22 protein-coding genes are annotated in these 17,980 nt (G+C 30.4%); 8 read left to right on the top strand and 14 right to left on the bottom strand.

Annotated features, from left to right (window positions below):
* Positions 1 to 6: 6 nt before the first annotated feature.
* From RDK80_RS13970 to rpsF, 5 genes are all read right to left on the bottom strand, one after another.
* The gene (locus RDK80_RS13970) at positions 7 to 963 is read right to left on the bottom strand and encodes a DUF2232 domain-containing protein (protein WP_308524600.1); all 957 of its coding nucleotides are present in this window, start codon (positions 961 to 963) and stop codon (positions 7 to 9) included.
* 11 nt (positions 964 to 974) lie between these two features.
* Positions 975 to 1,295, bottom strand: a complete 321-nt coding sequence (locus RDK80_RS13965) for a MazG-like family protein (protein ID WP_094898675.1) — start codon at positions 1,293 to 1,295, stop codon at positions 975 to 977.
* A 107-nt stretch (positions 1,296 to 1,402) separates the two neighbouring features.
* Positions 1,403 to 1,627 carry a 30S ribosomal protein S18 gene (rpsR, locus tag RDK80_RS13960; RefSeq protein WP_094898674.1) on the bottom strand — a complete coding sequence of 75 codons (225 nt, stop codon included), beginning with the start codon at positions 1,625 to 1,627 and terminating at the stop codon, positions 1,403 to 1,405.
* A gap of 15 nt (positions 1,628 to 1,642) precedes the next feature.
* A complete protein-coding gene (locus RDK80_RS13955; protein WP_094898673.1) occupies positions 1,643 to 2,074 on the bottom strand; it encodes a single-stranded DNA-binding protein in 432 nt (143 codons plus the stop codon).
* Between the two features lie 20 nt (positions 2,075 to 2,094).
* Complete coding sequence (gene rpsF / locus RDK80_RS13950) at positions 2,095 to 2,376, bottom strand: 30S ribosomal protein S6 (RefSeq protein WP_308524599.1); 282 nt, start codon at positions 2,374 to 2,376, stop codon at positions 2,095 to 2,097.
* 222 nt (positions 2,377 to 2,598) lie between these two features.
* Between rpsF and RDK80_RS13945 the strand changes: the two genes are divergently transcribed.
* The 7 genes from RDK80_RS13945 to RDK80_RS13915 all read left to right on the top strand — a co-directional run bounded on the left by RDK80_RS13945 (position 2,599) and on the right by RDK80_RS13915 (position 8,686).
* Entirely contained in the window at positions 2,599 to 3,501 is a 903-nt protein-coding gene (locus tag RDK80_RS13945; protein ID WP_308524598.1) for a substrate-binding domain-containing protein, read from the top strand.
* 11 nt (positions 3,502 to 3,512) lie between these two features.
* The gene (gene pstC / locus RDK80_RS13940) at positions 3,513 to 4,370 is read left to right on the top strand and encodes a phosphate ABC transporter permease subunit PstC (protein WP_308524597.1); all 858 of its coding nucleotides are present in this window, start codon (positions 3,513 to 3,515) and stop codon (positions 4,368 to 4,370) included.
* Positions 4,371 to 5,198 carry a phosphate ABC transporter permease PstA gene (gene pstA / locus RDK80_RS13935; protein WP_308524596.1) on the top strand — a complete coding sequence of 276 codons (828 nt, stop codon included), beginning with the start codon at positions 4,371 to 4,373 and terminating at the stop codon, positions 5,196 to 5,198. It begins immediately after the preceding gene.
* On the top strand, positions 5,191 to 5,958 hold the full coding sequence (pstB, locus tag RDK80_RS13930; RefSeq protein WP_308524595.1) for a phosphate ABC transporter ATP-binding protein PstB: 768 nt from the start codon (positions 5,191 to 5,193) through the stop codon (positions 5,956 to 5,958). Before pstA ends, pstB begins: the two co-directional genes overlap by 8 nt.
* Positions 5,959 to 5,997: 39 nt before the next feature.
* Positions 5,998 to 6,663 carry a phosphate signaling complex protein PhoU gene (gene phoU, locus RDK80_RS13925; protein ID WP_094898668.1) on the top strand — a complete coding sequence of 222 codons (666 nt, stop codon included), beginning with the start codon at positions 5,998 to 6,000 and terminating at the stop codon, positions 6,661 to 6,663.
* A 166-nt stretch (positions 6,664 to 6,829) separates the two neighbouring features.
* Positions 6,830 to 7,507 (top strand): response regulator transcription factor, encoded by a 678-nt coding sequence (locus RDK80_RS13920; RefSeq protein ID WP_308524594.1) that lies wholly within the window; start codon positions 6,830 to 6,832, stop codon positions 7,505 to 7,507.
* Positions 7,508 to 7,510: 3 nt separating this feature from the next.
* Positions 7,511 to 8,686: an ATP-binding protein gene (locus RDK80_RS13915; protein WP_308524593.1), complete on the top strand. Its 1,176-nt coding sequence runs from the start codon at positions 7,511 to 7,513 to the stop codon at positions 8,684 to 8,686.
* Positions 8,687 to 8,817: 131 nt separating this feature from the next.
* Here RDK80_RS13915 and RDK80_RS13910 read toward each other — a convergent pair whose 3' ends face one another.
* Complete coding sequence (locus RDK80_RS13910; RefSeq protein WP_308524592.1) at positions 8,818 to 10,002, bottom strand: PLP-dependent aminotransferase family protein; 1,185 nt, start codon at positions 10,000 to 10,002, stop codon at positions 8,818 to 8,820.
* Between the two features lie 231 nt (positions 10,003 to 10,233).
* On the opposite strand from RDK80_RS13910, the gene RDK80_RS13905 reads away from it, so the two are divergent.
* The gene (locus RDK80_RS13905) at positions 10,234 to 10,989 is read left to right on the top strand and encodes a TraX family protein (protein ID WP_308524591.1); all 756 of its coding nucleotides are present in this window, start codon (positions 10,234 to 10,236) and stop codon (positions 10,987 to 10,989) included.
* A gap of 48 nt (positions 10,990 to 11,037) precedes the next feature.
* Here the strand turns inward: RDK80_RS13905 and RDK80_RS13900 are convergent, their stop codons facing one another.
* From RDK80_RS13900 to RDK80_RS13865, 8 genes are all read right to left on the bottom strand, one after another.
* Positions 11,038 to 12,186 (bottom strand): AI-2E family transporter, encoded by a 1,149-nt coding sequence (locus RDK80_RS13900; RefSeq protein WP_308524590.1) that lies wholly within the window; start codon positions 12,184 to 12,186, stop codon positions 11,038 to 11,040.
* Positions 12,187 to 12,262: 76 nt separating this feature from the next.
* Positions 12,263 to 13,609 (bottom strand): hemolysin family protein, encoded by a 1,347-nt coding sequence (locus RDK80_RS13895; RefSeq protein ID WP_308524589.1) that lies wholly within the window; start codon positions 13,607 to 13,609, stop codon positions 12,263 to 12,265.
* Positions 13,610 to 13,813: 204 nt separating this feature from the next.
* Positions 13,814 to 14,047, bottom strand: coding sequence for a DUF951 domain-containing protein (locus RDK80_RS13890; protein WP_308524625.1), 234 nt, complete (start codon positions 14,045 to 14,047; stop codon positions 13,814 to 13,816).
* Positions 14,034 to 14,921 (bottom strand): mechanosensitive ion channel family protein, encoded by an 888-nt coding sequence (locus RDK80_RS13885; RefSeq protein WP_308524588.1) that lies wholly within the window; start codon positions 14,919 to 14,921, stop codon positions 14,034 to 14,036. Before RDK80_RS13885 ends, RDK80_RS13890 begins: the two co-directional genes overlap by 14 nt.
* A gap of 16 nt (positions 14,922 to 14,937) precedes the next feature.
* Positions 14,938 to 15,204, bottom strand: a complete 267-nt coding sequence (locus RDK80_RS13880; protein ID WP_308524587.1) for a DUF3343 domain-containing protein — start codon at positions 15,202 to 15,204, stop codon at positions 14,938 to 14,940.
* 9 nt (positions 15,205 to 15,213) lie between these two features.
* Positions 15,214 to 15,816, bottom strand: coding sequence for a sulfurtransferase-like selenium metabolism protein YedF (gene yedF / locus RDK80_RS13875; RefSeq protein ID WP_094898660.1), 603 nt, complete (start codon positions 15,814 to 15,816; stop codon positions 15,214 to 15,216).
* Between the two features lie 292 nt (positions 15,817 to 16,108).
* Complete coding sequence (locus RDK80_RS13870) at positions 16,109 to 16,738, bottom strand: hypothetical protein (protein ID WP_308524586.1); 630 nt, start codon at positions 16,736 to 16,738, stop codon at positions 16,109 to 16,111.
* A gap of 65 nt (positions 16,739 to 16,803) precedes the next feature.
* Complete coding sequence (locus tag RDK80_RS13865) at positions 16,804 to 17,889, bottom strand: DUF5711 family protein (protein ID WP_308524585.1); 1,086 nt, start codon at positions 17,887 to 17,889, stop codon at positions 16,804 to 16,806.
* Positions 17,890 to 17,980 lie beyond the last annotated feature (91 nt).

The raw sequence follows: 17,980 nt of genomic DNA, 5'->3' as shown, positions 1-17,980 counted from the left end.
ATCCTCCTATAAGGATTTTGGTCTCCTTATTTTTCTTATATCAAAGATTGTATCTAATATACCTATAAAAAATATTATACTACTTATAGGTATAAATACGATATTTAAAGATAAGATTAAAATCCTGAATATCAAACGCATTTTAGCCTTAATTAAAAGGAAATCTAATACTGCCAATCCTTGGATAAAAAATATAAAACCAACTAAAAACGTAAGGTTAAATAACAATGCTTCATGGTATTGTATCTCTAATTTTTTTATTATAAATGCTGTTAAAAGCATTACTCCAATTCCAGGAATAATATTATTAGGTAATTTAAACCTAGAAAATCTTTGGAGGTTAACAGTGCCATATCCCATTTTCCTAAGTATTATTGATGAAAAAAACAAATTAGCATAACTTACACTCAAGGAGAAAATCGCCATTAATGATGGAATCAGTACGATTATTGTCTTATAAGTACTTTCCAATAAATCTGCTGTTTGAAGAATTTCATACTTTGTCATTCCCATTTCATTCAACATATCTATTTGCATAGCTAATATCTGTCTAAAATTTTCTTCTAATTGTTTCACAAAATTTAGATTTAATATTGTTCCTTCAAAAGATATAAGAATTAAAAAGGAAAGAAAGAATGCTACAGTAGAAATTAAAATGGTATCAAAACCACTTTTTCTATTGTTGATACAATAGTTTATGGCAATGCTCAGCGGTGCGAATATTAAAATAAGCGAAGCTGCTGATGAAAATCCAAGGAGTGCACCCACTATTAAAGATGATGCTATTATGCTTATTATATTGGTATATATACCATTTCTTACACCTAAAACTACAAATGGCAGCGGGATAAATAACATTAGTAAGGGCACGAAATGAATTCCATAGACTATGTATAAAGCCATAATAGATATTACCACTATACTCTCAACAGTACTTTTCTTTATCTTATCATTATTATTCAAAAATTTCACCTCTAATCTTTATGTTGATCAATAAATTCAAGCAATATACTTAAATCTCCATACCATCTTTCTATTTTGTGCTCCTCTATTAAGTTGAGTTTAATATTATCTCTTAATGCGGCTTCTATCCCTTCATAACTCAATCCTAATCTTTTACCTAAAAGTAAAGATTCTAATATAAGATTAGAAATAATATCTTCAAGATTTTCTCTTGTATTTTCCTCTCCATTTGCCAAAGTAGTATAAAGATTAGCAACAGTAGTAAGTAGTTGAGCCTTAAGCCATTCTACAGTTTTCATATTCTTTATAATATCTATGTCTTTATTTTTCATCCCATTCCCATCCTTTAATTTTATATTTTGGCCTTATTAAAATAATACAAAGTATGGGGACATAAGTCAAATAAAAAGTCTAAATAAAAAAGAGAGGGTATCCTCTCTTATTCTGCACTATATGGTAATAATGCTACTTGTCTTGCTCTTTTTATAGCTGTTGTAAGCTCTCTTTGATGTTTTGAACAGTTTCCAGAGATTCTTCTAGGAAGAATTTTTCCTCTTTCTGTTATATATTTTTTAAGCTTATTTATATCTTTATAATCTATATGAGTTGATTTGTCTACACAAAAGCTACAAACTCTTTTTCTTGGTTTAAATCTTCTTTGCATCTTCTTACCCTCCTTCTAGAATGGAATGTCATCATTATCAGTGGGATGAAAGCCTTCTATACCGCCAAAATCCAGGCTAGTATCATTAAAGTTCTGAGATCTATTTGCATCTCCCCATTCTAAGAATTCAACATTGTTAGCTACAACATCTGTTGTATATCTTCTAACACCATCTTTTTCATAAGAACCCGTTTGAATTCTGCCTTGAATACCTACTAATCTACCTTTCACTAAGTAATTAGCACAGTTTTCAGCAGGTTTACCCCATACAACTATGTTGATAAAATCTGCTGTAGGTTGATTTTTAGATTCCATTTCTTGTTTTTTCTCTCTAGAAAGCCCCCTGTCAACTGCTATGCTAAATCTAGCAACTGCAGTACCACTTCCAGGTATATACCTTAGTTCAGGGTCTCTTGTCAATCTTCCTATTAATACAACATTATTCAATATTCTCACCTACCCTTAGATTATTCATCTTCTCTAATGATCATGTGTCTCATAATGCTGTCAGAAATTCTAGCAACCCTATCTAATTCTTTTATTGCCTCTGGTGTACCTTCAAAATTCATAAGTACATAGTATCCTTCGCCAATATCATCAATTAGATATGCAAGCTTTCTAATTCCCCACTCATCAATGTTTGTAATAGTTCCTTCCTTTTCAATTATACCCTTGAATCTGTCAAGAACTTGAACTCTCTTTTCCTCTTCATTTGGTAAAAAGATAAACACTGCTTCGTACTTTCTCATATGTTTCACCTCCCTATGGACTGTCGGCCCTATCCTAAAGATAGAGCAAGGATTTACCAAAGTATTATATCATTAATAAATAAAGTATGCAAGAAATTTTAAATACCTTTTATATAATAATTATGTCCAGATTTTACATAGAATTAACATTACCATAACAATAGATTTAACATTCTCCTTATATACTGAAAACAAATAAAGAAATTAAAGGGAGGAAATAAAGTGAAAAAGATAGTTATTTTAGCATTATCATTTGTTTTAGTGGCATCACTTCTTGCAGGATGTAAATCAAATAATCAAGGCGGAGAAAATGTAAATACTGATAATAATAAAAATGGATTTGATACATCAAATGAAATCGTAGTAGTTACTAGAGAAGAAGGCTCTGGTACTAGAGGTGCATTTGTAGAGTTAACAGGAGTAGAGGAAAAAGATGGCAGTGGCAAAAAAGTTGATAGAACTACAAAAGAAGCTATCACTCAAATGAAAACAGATACTGTACTTACAACAGTTGCTGGAAACGAATATGCAATAGGCTATGTATCAACAGGTTCTCTTAATGATACAGTAAAAGCGTTGAATATAGATGGTATAGCTCCTACAACTGAGAATATCAAAAATGGAAGCTATAAAATAGCCAGACCTTTTAATATAGCAACAAAAGGTGAAATTTCTGAAGTAGCTAAGGATTTTATAGATTTTATAATGAGCAAAGAAGGACAAGAAGTTGTTTCAAAAAACTATATAGCTATAGATGATAATGCAGCCCCATATAGCGGTTCTAAACCAAGTGGTAAGATAGTAGTAGCTGGTTCTTCATCTGTTACTCCAGTTATGGAGAAGCTTAGAGAAGCTTATATTGCAATTAATCCAAATGCTCAAATAGAGGTACAACAATCTGACTCATCAGCTGGTATGCAAGCTGCTATAGATGGTACTGCTGATATAGGAATGGCTTCGAGAGCTTTAAAAGACAGTGAAAAAGCGGAGCTTAAAGATGTTGCTATAGCATTAGATGGTATCGCAGTAATTACTCATCCAGCAAATACTTTAGCTGATGTGTCTTTAGAAAATGTAAAAAATATATTTATAGGTGAACTTATTAACTGGGGCGACATTGAATAGAGGGTGATTAGATGAAAACAAAATTTTTTGAAAAGCTCATGGAGATAATATTTTTTATCTCCGCTTGTGCTTCTATAGTATCAGTAATTTTAATATGTTATTTTATGTTTGCCAATGGAATACCAGCGATTGGAAAAATCGGAGCATTTAATTTCTTACTTGGTAAAGATTGGTCTCCTTCAAATATCCCACCATCATTTGGAATATTTCCTATGATTGTGGGAAGCATCTATGTGACGGCTGGTGCTATAATTCTTGGAGTACCTATTGGAATCTTAACTGCTATATATCTAGCAAAGTTCTGTCCAAAGAAGATTTATAAATTCTTAAAACCTGCAGTAAATCTAATGGCTGGAATTCCATCTATAATATATGGATTTTTCGGTCTTGTTGTTTTAGTACCTTTAACTCGAGATTTATTTGGTGGTACAGGAAGTAGTATACTAACAGCTTCTGTACTTCTTGGCATAATGATTTTACCAACCATAATAGGGCTTTCAGAAGCAGCTATTAAATCGGTACCTAGCAGTTATTATGAAGGGGCTATTGCCTTAGGTGCAACCCATGAATATTCAATATTTTTCGCAATGCTGCCTGCAGCAAAATCTGGAATCCTTTCATCTATAGTACTTGGAATTGGCAGAGCAATAGGAGAAACCATGGCAGTAATTATGGTAGCTGGAAATCAAGCTCGTATGCCTAAAGGATTATTAAAAGGAGTACGTACTTTAACTGCTAATATTGTAATAGAAATGGGCTATGCAGCTGAACTTCATAGAGAAGCGTTAATCGCAACTGGGGTAGTATTATTCGTATTCATACTACTTATAAATGGATTATTCTCTGTTCTTAAAAGGAAGGTGGCCTAATTGAATAAATTAAGTAAATTGATTAAGGGACTTGTCATATTTTCAGCTTTTGCAACCTTCTCTATATTGTTTATTATAATTGGCTATATATTAATCAAAGGCATTCCTTATCTAAAGCCTTCTCTATTTGCTTTAGAATATACTACAGAAAATGTTTCTTTATTTCCAGCAATAATCACTACTCTTATAATGACTTTTTTAGCATTATTAATTGCTTGTCCTATTGGCATATTCACTGGATTTTATCTTGTTGAATATGCAAAAAGTGACAATAGATTAGTTGAGATAATAAGATTAACAACAGAGACATTGTCGGGAATTCCCTCCATAGTATATGGTTTATTTGGATTGCTATTCTTTGTAACAACTTTAGGTTGGAGTTTTTCAATGGCTGCTGGGGCTTTTACTCTTTCAATTATGATCCTCCCCCTTATAATTAGAGCAACGGAGGAAGCCCTCCTAGCAGTTCCTAATACTCTTCGTGAAGCAAGCTTTGGTCTAGGTGCAGGTAAATTAAGAACTATATTCAAAATAGTTTTACCTACGGCTATGCCTGGAATACTTGCTGGGATTATCCTTGCAATAGGTAGAATTGTAGGTGAAACTGCAGCACTTATATATACTGCTGGTACAGTTCCACAGATACCAAAAAATTTATTTTCATCAGGTAGGACTTTAGCAATTCATATGTATTCCCTTTCCAGTGAAGGATTATATACTAATCAAGCATATGCAACTGCTGTAGTGCTTTTAATTGTTGTAATAGGAATTAATGGATTATCATCCTTAATAGCTAAAAAATTATCGAAAGGGGATTTAAATGGATAAAATTGTAGTTGAAAGTTTAAATTTATATTATGGGAGCTTTCACGCTCTTAAAGATATAAATATTAATATAGAGAAAAATTTAATAACTGCTTTTATTGGACCATCTGGTTGTGGCAAATCTACATTTCTCAAAACTCTTAATCGAATGAATGACTTAATTGAAGGATGTAGGATAGAAGGAAGTGTTCTATTAGATGGAAAAAATATATATAGTAATGGTAACGGAAATGGAAATATAGATGTAAATCTTCTAAGAAAACGTGTCGGTATGGTTTTTCAAAAGCCAAATCCATTTCCTATGAGTATATATGATAATATTGCCTTTGGTCCTCGCACACATGGTATAAAATCCAAAAATATTCTTGACCAAATTGTAGAGAAAAGCCTTATTAATGCTGCAATATGGGATGAAGTAAAGGATAGATTAAAAAAGAATGCCCTTGAATTATCTGGAGGACAACAGCAGAGAATTTGTATAGCAAGAGCTTTAGCTGTTGATCCAGAGGTATTGCTACTAGATGAGCCCACTAGTGCCCTTGACCCTATATCTACTGCTAAGATTGAAGACTTAGTTCAAGAATTAAAAGATAATTATACTGTCGTTATGGTAACTCATAATATGCAGCAAGCGACTCGTGTTTCAGATAAAACTGCATTTTTCCTATCAGGAGAATTAATAGAATTTGGAGCTACTGATGATATATTCTCTAAGCCAAGGGATAAACGTACTGAAGATTATATAACTGGAAGATTTGGATAAAATATATTTTTATTATCAATTATAGAAGGGGTGATGTATATGAGAAGTAGGTTCGATAAGGAATTAGATTTATTAAATGAAGAACTTACAGATATGGGTAGTATAGTTGAAAGTTCCATAGAGGCAGCAGTTACCGCTCTTATAGAGCAAGATGCCGAGCTTGCAAGAAGGATTGTGGAAAATGATAAAGAAGTAGATGATATAGAGAAAAGTATTGAAAGAAGATGTTTAAAGCTATTGCTACAGCAACAGCCTGTAGCTAGTGATCTAAGAATGATATCATCAGCATTAAAGATGATTACAGATATGGAAAGAATTGGAGATCAGGCTGCTGATATTTCTGAAATAACAATAAGACTTGTTGGGCAAAAATATATAAAGAAACTTAACCATATTCCTCAAATGGCTAAAGCTACAATAAAAATGGTAAGAGATAGTGTAGATGCATTTGTAAGGAAAGACTTAGAACTTGTAAAAACTGTTATAGACTATGATGATGAGGTTGATGGGTTATTTCACATTGTTAAGAATGAATTAATTGAGCTTATTAGAGAAAGTGTAGAAAACGGCGAGCAAGCTGTTGATTTACTTATGATAGCTAAATACCTAGAAAGAATCGGAGATCACGCAGAAAATATTGCAGAATGGGTTTATTATTCTATTACTGGAGAACATTATGTGAGAAATTTTGAATTACCTAAGTGACATTTGGCTATAAATTTAAAATTATGAATTAGAAAAGTTAAACCAAAGAAGAAATCTTACTCTTCTTTGGTTTTATAATATATCTTATATTATGTTTAATGATATAATTGAATTGTACGAATTGATTGTGAACTGTGAATTGTGCATTGTATGAAGGGGTGATTTTATGAAGACAATTTACTGTGTTGAAGATGATGAAAGTATTAGAGAATTAGTTATTTATGCATTAAAAAATAATGGATTTGAAGCTAAAGGTTTTGAATGTGCTGATGACTTATATAATGAACTCCAATTTAAACTTCCAGATTTGATTGTACTCGATATAATGCTACCCGGCGAAGATGGATATGCTGTACTTGCCAATATAAGAAGAAATAATAGTACTAAAGATATACCCATAGTTATGCTCACTGCAAAAACCAGCGAGTATGATAAGGTAAAGGGTCTTGATATGGGAGCCGATGATTATATTTCCAAACCTTTTGGAGTAATGGAATTAATATCTAGAGTTAATGCTGTTCTTCGTCGTAGTATTAGATTAGAAGATAAACAAAGTTTAATATTTATAGGTAATCTTTGTTTAGATGAAAAAAGACGAATTGTAACAGTAAATGAAAAGGAGGTAAATTTAACCTTTAAAGAATTTGAACTTCTACATTATTTATTAAAAAATAAAAATATTGTTTTATCTCGGGATAAAATAATGAGTGAAGTATGGGAAACTGATTTTGAAGGCGAAAGCAGGACCGTAGATGTTCATATTAGAACTTTAAGATTAAAACTTGGTGATGCTGGTAAAATTATTCAAACCATAAGAAATGTAGGATATAAGATAGGGGGTTAGGACTTGGATAAAAAAATATATTATAATTTGGCAGCTATAGCTACCATAACGGCAGTTATCACCTCCATTGTCTTAGTCTTTTTATTCTACGGATATTATAATCCAAAGGATATTAGAAGTAGTATCGATATCCATGTCTATGAATCTAATTCTGTACCACCAGAGAAACATTCCTCTTCTTTTTATGATTTGAAAGTAGATAATAAGATAGTCAGAATATCTAGACCTATACAAGATATAAAATATGTTTTCATAGGTATATTACCTGCCATGGCAGGACTCTTAGTATTTATCTTAATATTTTTATATATTATCTCATCTATTTTAACATCAAAGATAATTAAGCCTATACAACTAGCCTCTCATAATATAGAGAGTATATTATCTGGGGAAAATGTTAAGGAGGCTACAATATATGAAGAACTGGAGCCCTTCGTTAGAACTATTGAAATACAGAAAAAGGAAATTGAACATTATATTGAGAGTCTAAAAGAAGCAGAAAAAATACGAAGAGAATTCACTGCTAATGTATCACATGAATTAAAAACTCCTCTCACTTCTATTAACGGCTTTGCAGAAATGATAGAAACTGGAATAGCTAAAGGAGACGATATTCAAAAATCTGCTGCAATTATCCGAAAAGAAGGTAATAGGCTTTTAGGGCTCATAGATTCTATTATTAAACTATCTCAACTCGATGATGTATCTATTAAAAGAGAAATTTCTTCAATAGACTTATTTTCTATAGCACAATTTGTGTGCTCCAATCTAGAAATTAATTCAAGGGAAAAAAATATATCTCTAAATGTAACTGGAGAAAATACATTGATTAAAGGAAACCAGAGAATGATTGAAGACTTGGTCTTTAATCTAGTGGATAATGCTATAAAATATAATAAACCCAATGGTAAAGTAGATGTACAGATATTTTCCGATAATATATGGGGAGTTATTAAAGTTAGTGATACTGGTATAGGTATTCCTTCAGAGCATCAAAATAGAATATTTGAAAGATTTTATAGAGTAGATAAATCTCGATCAAAAAAGGTAAATGGTACTGGCCTTGGCTTATCCATAGTTAGACATACTGTAGAATACCATGATGGTCAACTATCTCTTTCGAGTATTGAAGGTAAAGGAACTACTATAGAAATAAGACTGCCTAAGGTTGATGTTTAATTGTTAATATCAAATTAATAAAACCTTCATTCCTTAAAGTTTATCTCTCTAAGTAAAATGAAGGTTTTATCTTTATTTATTAATCTTCTAATTTAAAATTTATGGCTAAATACCATTTACAAAATTTATAACTATCTTATAGCATCTTTTATTACTTTTCCAAGTCTCTTAATACCCTCAACTATTCTTTCTTCATCCATGTTTGAATAATTTAATCTAAAGGTATTTTCATTTCCACCATTCGGGAAGAAAGATCCACCTGGAACATATGCAACATTTTGTTCTAAAGCCTTTAATGCTAATTCTCTAGCATTCATATACTCAGGTAGCACTACCCATGTAAATAATCCTCCCTCAGGATAGGTATAACTAACACCTTCTGGAAATTCTTCTTCTATGGTTTTCATCATTACATCTCTTCTTTTTCTATATATATCAATTATTTTTTGAATATGTTCATCTATATTATAAAGTTCTAAGAATTTTGCTGCTTCCATTTGTGAAATAGTACTTGATTGAAGGTCAGCTCCTTGTTTCACAAGTATAAATTTGCTTAAAAATTCCGGTGCAGCCGCCACCCATCCAAGTCTTAAACCAGGGCAAAGAATTTTTGAAAAAGTACCTAAGAAAGCTACTCTTCCCTCTGTATCAAAATGTTTAACTGCTGGTAATATTTCACCCTCAAATCTTAATTCTCCATATGGATTATCTTCAACTACTGCAACATTATATTTATTTGCTAATTCTACTAATTTAATTCTTCTCTCTACAGACCAAGTCTTGCCTGATGGGTTTTGGAAATCTGGAATAACATAAATAAATTTAATATTATCATTACTCTTAAGCACTTCTTCTAACTCTTCCATATTCATACCATCTTTGTCTGTAGATACTTCTATAAATTTGGGTTCATAAGCCTTAAATGCATTGATAGCACCTAGGTATGTGGGGCTTTCGCAAACTATGATGTCGCCTGGATTAATAAATATCTTAGCCACAAAATCTAGTCCTTGCTGGGACCCACTTGTCACTAATATGTTTTCAGCCTTAACATCTACCTTTACTTTTGCCATTCTTTTTGCTATAGCTTCCCTAAGTGGTTGATAACCTTCAGTCGGCCCATATTGTAATGCTTGAGCTCCTGTATTCTCTAAAACCTCTCTTCCAATTTTTATGAATTCTTCTATTGGAAATGATTCTGGGGCTGGCATACCACCAGCAAATGAAATAATATTAGGTTGTTGAGTTAATTTTAACAATTCTCTAATTTCTGAAGCCTTGATGCTGTCCATACGCTTTGCATAGTTTAATGACATCACACGCACCTCCATTAAATTTAGGTTTCGCTTATAACCTTAATTATAGTTTACTATTTAATTATGCAATTGTCTAACATTTTAATACAATTTGAGGGGAAAAACACAAAGTTCATCTATTGGGAATATTGCGAAAATAGATAAATTTTTTACATTTATTTTATTTTGACCTTGTTTGCTATAAATAAATGTTATAAAATCAAATTATTATATTACTAGGAGGATTTTAGCATGAAAGATTTAATTACAGAGCCTAATAAGACTGGGTTGTCAGGTTATAGCCTAAAAATAATTGCTATTTTTGCAATGCTTATTGACCATATAGCTTGGGCATTTGTTCCAACAGGCAGTGTTTTAGGTCAAATAATGCATTTGATCGGTAGACTTACAGCACCTATTATGTGCTATTTTATAGCAGAAGGCTATCATCATACTAGTAATTTGAAAAGGTATACCTTAAGATTAGGGATTTTTGCTATTATTTCACATATTCCATTTTATTACTTTATGAATGGTCAATTACCTATTACCTTCAACAATGGCATTCAATTTAAGCTTCAAACCTCTGTTATGTATACTCTTTTTCTCGGATTAATGTCTCTTATAGTTTGGAACCATGAAAAATTAAGCAAAACAATAAAAATAATTCTAATATTTGGTCTCTGTATTATAGCGACCCCAGGTGATTGGAGTTTTATTGCCGTTCTATGGATATTATTTTTCGGAATAAATACCAATAACTTTAAAAAACAAGTATGGAATTTTATTGCTATAGCAAGTCCTGTAATAATTAGTCCTTTTTTAATGTTTACTAGTAATAATAACAATTGGTATTATCAGATATTCCAAATAGGAATACTCTTAGCTATTCCTATTCTTAAACAATATAATGGAAAACCTGGAGGAAGTAAAAATTCTAAATGGATATTCTATATATTTTATCCCTTGCATTTACTAATAATTGGTATAATAAAATATGGATTCTAGCAATAATAACCGCCAAGTTAATTTGGACGGTTATTATTATTTATAACGCTATATTTTTTTTACTTTTTTCAATTTTAATCTGTAGTTTATAGATTCACTTAATAATGTATATATTATTGAACCGATTGGAATAAATAGCAATATTCCTAATACTCCAAATAAGCTTCCTCCTACTGTTACAGCAACAAGTATCCATATAGACGGAAGACCTGATGCCTTGCCAACAACATGTGGATATATAAGATTTCCCTCTATTTGTTGGATTATCAAGAACATTATTATGAACCAAAATGCCATTTTGGTATCTACAACTAAAATTAAAAAAACACCTACTGCACATCCTATGAATGCACCAATCATTGGAATAAGCGCAGTTATAGCTATAATTATGCTTATCATAAGAGCATAAGGAAATCCAAATATATTCATTGAAATAAAGAATAATCCGCCTATTATTAAGGCTTCTAATAATTGACCCGTTAGAAAACTTGAAAATATATTATTTGATAAATTCCCAATATAAAATATCTTATTGGCAACTTTCTCTGGAAAAAATGCAATTATGAATTTTTTTGCTTGTCTAATTAAAGTTTCTTTTTGTAATAAAATGTATATAGAAAATATGAAGGCTAATGCAAATTTAACAATTCCATTTATTATTGAAGATGCAAATGTAAATGTAGAACTAACCCAATCCAAAGCACTGCTTTTAAAAAATGATATAATATTTTCTTCAATGGCTTCCCAATCGATATTTATATTATTTACCCACTCAACTATTTGTTTATTACTTTCAAGATTTTCCTTTATAAAGACTTGTAAATTAGCCCAATAGGAAGGAAATTTTTCAGCCAAATCTTGAGCTGTATTAACTAGTTCTGGAACTATAATAAATGAGACAATAAAAATAATAGCTATAAATATAAGTAGTGTAAGTAAATAACTTACTGGTCTCTTAAATTTTTCTTTTGTTTTTCTAAATATTCCCTTATTTCCAAATAACCTTGTCTCAATAAATTTCATTGGATTATTAAGTACAACTGCCATTGCAAATCCTATTATAAATGGAGAAAATATTGCAAACATCCTAGATATTCCCATCCAAACTACTGAAATATTTTCTAATAACCACATCAATATAATTGCAAAAGAAATTAAAAATACAGCATTCTTCATATGTTTCGATTTAATATCCATTAAGACACCTTCCCTTAGCTTAATATACCAAAAAGTCAGGTACTTCAACATTAATATTGTACCTGACTAATTATAATTATTTTTCTTCTTCAAAACAATTTTCTTCCGTTTTTGTAAGCATTATACGTACCATTTGTACTCTTTTCTCGTTAATTTCTTCTATATGAAATTCAATATTTTCATATTCAACAACTACCTTTTCACCATCATCAGGTATATAACCTATTATATCTATTAACAGACCTCCAAGGGTATCATAATCTTCTGAATCCTCATCTAATTTTGTACCAAGGTTACTGTTCAACTCTTTAATCGATATTGCTCCCTTAGCTATGAAAGTCATATCGTCTATTTTTCTAATATCTGGCTCATCATGGTCATATTCATCATCTATATCTCCCACTATTTCTTCAATCAAATCTTCCATAGTGACGATTCCTGAAAATCCACCATATTCGTCTATCAAAATAGCCATATGCTTTCTTTTACTTTGAAGCTCGTTAAATAAATCATTAATATTCTTACGTTCAGGTATAAAATATGCTGGACGAAGAATCTTTCTGATATCTACATTATTAAATCCAGCCTTATATGCTTCTAGTAGGAAATCTTTAATGTAGAGTATACCTAGTATATCATCTACATCCCCTTCATATACAGGGATTCTAGAATATTTCAGTTCTAGTAATTCACTAAGATATTCCTCTATCGGGTCCTCTAGGTCAATCATAAAAACTTCAGTTCTGGCAGTCATAATCTCTTCTGCTAGTTTATCATCGAAGCCTATTACACTATCTATCATCTCTCGTTCTATTGAATTAATTACACCCTGCTCCTGTCCAACCTCTACCATTGAACGAATCTCTTCTAATGTAATCTTTTCCTCTACACCAACAGTACTAAATCCAAAAAGACGCATAATTGCATTCGTAGAAAAAGATAAGAAAGTAACAAAAGGACTCATTATCTTAGCTACTATACTTACAGTTTTAATTGCAAACATTGAAAATTTTTCTGCATTTTGAAGAGCTATTCTCTTTGGCACAAGCTCTCCAAATACAAGAGTGATATATGACAATATTAAAGTCACTGATACAAAAGCAACATCCTTTGCAAAAGGTACTCCAATGCTTGCCAACAACCTTCCAAAATCATCTGAAATTCCTACAGCTGCAGATGCAGATGAGAAAAATCCTGCAAATGTAATTCCTACTTGTATTGTAGATAAAAATCTTGAAGGCTCTTTTAAAAGTTCTATTAACATTTTCGCCTTCTTATTACCCTCTTCTGCTTGTACATTTAACCTTTTCTTATCAACTGATACCATTGCCATCTCCGATGCAGCGAAAAAAGCATTTAATAGTGTCAACACTAAAATTAAAAGCAATTGTCCTGTTATCGGGGCCCCAGATTCATCTCCCATTTCTTTCCTCCTAATTTTAAGTAAAATATCTATGTAAATATTATATATAATAATATAAAATCATATTTTATATTGTTTGTCAATTCAAATAAGTCAAATAAGGATTTTCTACACTTTAATTATGACCTATTTTATTATTATTTACTAATATATATTCTAAAAAACAAACTATACAATTAATTGTATAGTTTGTTTTTATACTATTCATTCTTCTTCATTCTCTTTCCCCTTGTAATGAACTATACTAATCCACTTATCATCTACTAAAATCTTTCTAATCCGTTTATCAAAATCTATTCTAGGTATCCAAATTTGTCTGTCACATCCCAAGCATTTGAGCTTTATATCTGCACCAGTTCGTAGGATTTCCCATTTGTTTTCTCCACAGGGATGCCCTTTTTTTAAAGTTATTACATCTCCTACATCATATTTTAGTATCATTATCTTTCCCTCCAAATATTACTCTTCTTGGATAAGGTATATCAATATTTTCCCTATGGAAGATTTCTCTTACCTTTTTCCTAATCTCTCTCTCCACGGCCCATTGTTCCATGGGCTTAGTCTTAGCTATAATTGTAATTGATACACTAGATTCTCCTAAATCAGTAATGCCTAATATAGTAGGTCCATCTAATATAGCATCATTACTAGATTTAATATCTGCACAAACCTTTTCCAGTATCTTAACTACCCTATCTATATTTTCTTCATATGTCACAGATATATCTACTAATGCCCTCATGGCTCCTCTAGTTTTATTTGTTACAACCTGAACTCTTCCATTAGGAATTATATGCAAATCTCCAGAAAAATCCCTAAGCTTTGTAACTCTTAAACCTAATTCCTCCACAGTGCCTTCTAAAGATTCTATTTTAACATAATCTCCTACAGCATATTGATCTTCAAATAAAATAAAGAATCCAGTGATAATATCTTTGACTAAGGATTGAGCACCAAAACCTATAGCTAATCCCCCGATCCCTGCTGTAGCTAATATTGATGTAGTATTGACGTTGAACATTTCTAAAATCATCATTATACCTATGAAGTATAAGACATACTTAACAATCTTTTTTAGTACCTCACCGATGGTATTAGCTCTCCAATTACTTATAAAAATATTATTTCCCTTTTTATTTCTTAGAGCCTTATCTATAAGTTTATTAGTTAAGGAGATAACTATCTTTATTGCTATTATTATTATCAATATCTTCAATAATTTTCCTAAGATATTCAACTGTCCATTACTAGTTTTCAAGTAATCATCAGTAAAATACCTGATAGTATTTGTTATATGTCTGACCTTTTCCATATAATCAACCTCAATATCATATTATCCTTTCAGCACTATTCTTTTGTCCATCCTTAGTATATTTATATATGCCGTCTATATTTACTTCATTACTATTTACCATTTCCTTTACTTTAGGAAGATCATCTAGTGCAAAAATAATAGCTAATCCGCAGCTAACTGTAATTTCTCTAGGCGTAGGTATAGTTCTAAAACTTATTCCTTTTTCCTTAAATACTCCTTCAGCCTGTATTGTGTGATGAGTAGATTTATAGGTAGTTACTCCGTAAGTCTCTTTTCTCATTGCTGTCTCCTATCCAATGTTTATGGTATTATTTGCATTTCTCATTTTTTCATATATGCTATACATATTTCCTATTTCTCCAGCTTGAAGTTTATCCTTTATATTATAATAATCTAAACATGTTCCACAGGATATAATTTCAACACCTTCATTAGCCAATGCTTTTAAATCCTCTAGAACTTCTGAGCCTTCACAAGTTAAATAAACTCCTGAATTAAAGAAAACTATAGTTGCTGGCCAAGGGGTAGTTTCTTTCACTGTATAGATAAAACTCTTCATTAAAATCTTACCTAATTCTTCTCCGCCAACACCCATCTTATCTGAACCAATAGCAATAGTTAAATCCTTAAATGTATCTGGAATACATACATTTGAATTTGGTTCCTCTCCTATACCGCCTTTAGTAATATGGATGTAATATTCATTTTCTTTTCCTTTATCAATTATAAAACTATATCCGTAGGATGCAGCTAGTTTTGAAACATTATCTTTAGCTACTTCATTATCTACAATAGTAGTTACTATTCCACTAGATAAATTATCTAATTCCTTTTTTGTCATTATAACTGGTTTTGGACATACTTGTCCTCTTGCATCTACTTCTATTCTCATTATTATTCCTCCTATATTTTCAATTAATTATATTATACTAGTTTTATATATTGACCATAAAAGTATTTATAAATGTTATATATTCTTATTTAGTATAGATATAATTAATAGTAAAAGCTTCCTAATTAAAGCATTAGAGACGGCTTTTATTGATTACTGTATAAGCAACTTGCACAGAATCAAAGATTTCGGCAATCTGATTAAAACTCATTTAGGTCAAGTTCTTAAAATTAAATTATAAAAATAGAACTTTTCTATTCATTATAAGAAAGAAAATCCCGTTGTTCTGGGATTATCTTGATTCCTTTATTCCACTATATATTATCTTAATTCCAAATAATATAATGATGGCAGGTACTAAATACGATATAAATTTCCAAAATCCAATTTTTAATAAATCCTTAGATCCTAATAAAGATATAGCAGAAGCAATTAACATTATAACAGATATATTTCTTGGCCAATCTACGCTTTCTTTTCTATATCCTATAACATATGAAATAAAGAAAGCAATAGCAAACAATAAAAACCTTGTCCAGCTTACATCAGTTGTAGCTGTTTCCTCAATTAAACTGTTAATACTCATGGCAGATAGTAAAGTTCCTAATATTAGAAAACCTTTATTTCCATGCTTTCCATATAGTACTAAAGATATGATACCAAATGTCAATTGATATATAAAGGATTTTACACTAATAGCTGTAAATAAGTATTCATCTATAAGAGCTACAGATGATATTCCAAGGAGAAGTAAACCTGCTATTAAATAGACCATATTACCTTTTATTAAATCCCATACTATTAGTCCCACTGCCAATATAAATAATAGCCAATCAAAAGTAAGTAGACTTAAATTCATAAGTAAAAACATTAAACCTATAAATATTAATATTACACCTAAAGAATAATTTTTTCTAGTCATTTTACCCCTCCCATTTAATTACTCATTATACTAATGAATATACCCATAATTAGACATTTTTCACCTTATTTTTTATTTGATATCCTATATGTCTTTATTTCTTCTGGTCCCCATATTAGTATCTGATCTTTGGAAGTAAATACTTCAATTATATTATCATTATGTTTTAATATCTCCTTTTTTCCTTCTACTATAATTATATTATCGTCTCCATAGAGTAAAAACCTTTGTTCAAATGGCAATACTTTCTTATAATCCTCTGTAAATCCAATTTTTTCTTCTGTATTTCCATTGAAATCTATGGTCTCTAAGTAATTACTATATAAAATATAAATTTTATCTTTTCCAAGATAAATATCTTTTATTAAATCAAATTCTTTTTTCCACATTATTTTATCATCTTTAATGAAGTATAAAGAACGATCACTTAATGCAATAATCTCATTCTTCGATGTAAAATTAAGATATACCACTATTTCTCCTTCAATATCTAGTGAACCTAACTTTTCCTCATTTTCACCATAATATTCTATTTGTGATTTTAATATTCCTTCATTTAGATTTAACAAGGATATAGCAGCTCTTGTTCCATTTATATTTGAAACACAGGTAAGAATATTCTTATCCTCGTATGAATAATTTCCAAACGTTACTCTATCTTTATCTAATATCTTTATACTTTCCACATCTGAATTTTTTATGTGATAAATAAGGTTTTGATGGCTTTCCTTTAAATTAAATATCTCCTTACCAAATTGCAACCTATCTATAGTTTTTCCATCTTTATCAAAAGAATAAATGTCGCCAGTAGACTTGTCCATTACATAGATATATTTATCTCCATAATGAACAAATGGATCTTCAAAATTAAATTCCTTTTCCAAGATAAGTGTACCATCGGTTTCCATAAAAGATATTTTGTTATTATTGTATTTTACAACTGTTTCATTATATATATTTATATTTTGTATATCGTCTTCATTTTCAAAAGAGTTAACTAACTCTAAAACCTTTTCTTTGCCCCCAATGAAGTCTAATATTTTAGCCAATCGTTTTTGATTTTCTTCTTTTAATAAGAATATACTTAATATAAGGAATACCATAATAAATATTTTAAAGCCTTTAAGACTTGATTTCTTATTTTCTTCCATATAACCGCTCCTTAAATCAGTAGTTATTATCTTAATTTATTATATCATATACTCAAATTGTATAACAATTTAACAATTATTGCTATTATAC

The organism is uncultured Tissierella sp. (genome assembly GCF_902479755.1).
GTDB lineage: Bacteria > Bacillota > Clostridia > Tissierellales > Tissierellaceae > Tissierella > Tissierella carlieri.
The sequence above is the reverse complement of the archived record's forward strand: the minus strand, read 5'-3'. Positions and strand labels throughout refer to the sequence as shown.

Excerpts from the sequence above, each read along its gene's own strand:
- RDK80_RS13965 (WP_094898675.1), bottom strand. The coding sequence starts at position 1,295 with ATGAAAAATAAAGACATAGATATTATAAAGAATATGAAAACTGTAGAA.
- rpsR (WP_094898674.1), bottom strand. The coding sequence starts at position 1,627 with ATGCAAAGAAGATTTAAACCAAGAAAAAGAGTTTGTAGCTTTTGTGTA.
- rpsF (WP_308524599.1), bottom strand. The coding sequence starts at position 2,376 with ATGAGAAAGTACGAAGCAGTGTTTATCTTTTTACCAAATGAAGAGGAA.
- pstC (WP_308524597.1), top strand. The coding sequence starts at position 3,513 with ATGAAAACAAAATTTTTTGAAAAGCTCATGGAGATAATATTTTTTATC.
- pstB (WP_308524595.1), top strand. The coding sequence starts at position 5,191 with ATGGATAAAATTGTAGTTGAAAGTTTAAATTTATATTATGGGAGCTTT.
- phoU (WP_094898668.1), top strand. The coding sequence starts at position 5,998 with ATGAGAAGTAGGTTCGATAAGGAATTAGATTTATTAAATGAAGAACTT.
- RDK80_RS13920 (WP_308524594.1), top strand. The coding sequence starts at position 6,830 with ATGAAGACAATTTACTGTGTTGAAGATGATGAAAGTATTAGAGAATTA.
- RDK80_RS13910 (WP_308524592.1), bottom strand. The coding sequence starts at position 10,002 with ATGTCATTAAACTATGCAAAGCGTATGGACAGCATCAAGGCTTCAGAA.
- RDK80_RS13905 (WP_308524591.1), top strand. The coding sequence starts at position 10,234 with ATGAAAGATTTAATTACAGAGCCTAATAAGACTGGGTTGTCAGGTTAT.
- RDK80_RS13900 (WP_308524590.1), bottom strand. The coding sequence starts at position 12,186 with ATGGATATTAAATCGAAACATATGAAGAATGCTGTATTTTTAATTTCT.
- RDK80_RS13895 (WP_308524589.1), bottom strand. The coding sequence starts at position 13,609 with ATGGGAGATGAATCTGGGGCCCCGATAACAGGACAATTGCTTTTAATT.
- RDK80_RS13885 (WP_308524588.1), bottom strand. The coding sequence starts at position 14,921 with ATGGAAAAGGTCAGACATATAACAAATACTATCAGGTATTTTACTGAT.
- RDK80_RS13880 (WP_308524587.1), bottom strand. The coding sequence starts at position 15,204 with ATGAGAAAAGAGACTTACGGAGTAACTACCTATAAATCTACTCATCAC.
- yedF (WP_094898660.1), bottom strand. The coding sequence starts at position 15,816 with ATGAGAATAGAAGTAGATGCAAGAGGACAAGTATGTCCAAAACCAGTT.
- RDK80_RS13870 (WP_308524586.1), bottom strand. The coding sequence starts at position 16,738 with ATGACTAGAAAAAATTATTCTTTAGGTGTAATATTAATATTTATAGGT.
- RDK80_RS13865 (WP_308524585.1), bottom strand. The coding sequence starts at position 17,889 with ATGGAAGAAAATAAGAAATCAAGTCTTAAAGGCTTTAAAATATTTATT.